Origin of the sequence: Ensifer sp. ENS03 (assembly GCF_014852035.1) — a bacterium.
Taxonomy (GTDB): Bacteria; Pseudomonadota; Alphaproteobacteria; order Rhizobiales; family Rhizobiaceae; genus Ensifer; species Ensifer adhaerens.
In genome coordinates this window covers 1-555 of record NZ_JACVAV010000033.1, presented here as the reverse complement: position 1 = coordinate 555, position 555 = coordinate 1, and the positions used below count along the sequence as shown (strand labels likewise).

Annotated in this window: 1 protein-coding gene; it reads left to right on the top strand. The window is 65.0% G+C overall.

The window, feature by feature from the left end:
* Positions 1–94: 94 nt before the first annotated feature.
* Positions 95–555: aldehyde dehydrogenase family protein (locus IB263_RS33835; protein ID WP_192439607.1), on the top strand; the 461-nt coding region annotated here is incomplete at its 3' end.

Here is a 555-nt window from a genome sequence, read left to right as displayed (position 1 = left end):
TCAAGGTCGCCTGGCCAGGCGACCTGTTCCCCATTGACCTGATCCTACGGCATCGCGCTCAAAGCGGCGAACTTCATTCAGTAAAGGGTTTCCCATGGCTCACTATCCAGACATCCTGCTTCATATCGACGGCGCCTGGCGGCCGGCGCGTTCCGGCAAGACCATTCCCGTCATCGACCCGGCCAACGAGGAAACGATCGGCCAGGTGGCCTGGGCCGAAGTGGAAGACCTCAATGAGGCGCTTGCGGCCGCCGAGAAGGGCTTCAAGACGTGGCGGGCAACCTCCGCCTTCGACCGCGCCCAGGTGATGCGGTCGGCAGCCGCCCTGCTGCGCGAACGGGCCGGCGACATCGCCTTTCTGATGACGCGCGAGCAAGGCAAGCCGCTTGCCCAGTCGAAGGGCGAGATCCTTGGCGCCGCCGACATCATCGAGTGGTTCGCCGAGGAGGGAAAGCGGGCCTACGGCCAGATCATTCCGCCGCGCGCACCCGATGTCACCCAGATGACCGTCAAGCTGCCGGTCGGTCCGGTTGCCGCCTTCACGCCCTGGAACTT